Source organism: Arthrobacter sp. SIMBA_036, from assembly GCF_046535135.1.
Taxonomy (GTDB): Bacteria; Actinomycetota; Actinomycetes; order Actinomycetales; family Micrococcaceae; genus Arthrobacter.
Genome location: NZ_JAWRXG010000170.1, coordinates 1 through 272, shown reverse-complemented (window position 1 = coordinate 272; position 272 = coordinate 1). Strand labels below are relative to the sequence as shown.

At 59.6% G+C, this 272-nt stretch carries 1 protein-coding gene; it reads right to left on the bottom strand.

All coding sequences use genetic code 11. The features are described 5' to 3' along the window. The coding region (locus tag SB659_RS19525) for a LysR family transcriptional regulator (protein WP_410551600.1) at positions 1-216 on the bottom strand (216 nt) is incomplete at its 3' end. Positions 217-272: the final 56 nt, after the last annotated feature.

Sequence of the window (272 nt, the reverse complement as noted above, 5' to 3'; positions counted from 1 at the left end):
AGCGCGCTTGGCGTGTTCATAAAAATTCTCGCCCGCCTCCGTCGGCATCAAGCCTTGCGTCGTCCCCAACAGCAGCATGGTGCCGACGCGCTCTTCGAGTTGGGCGATCATTTTGGAAATTGCCGGCTGTCCGACACGCAACTGCCGCGCGGCACCGGTGAATGATCCGGTATCGACGACGCGCACAAAGGCATCCATGGCAGCGAGCCGGTTCATGGGGTATTCCTCCTTGGAATGACGCATATGTCTTCATCGCGGCTTCCCCCGTCAAG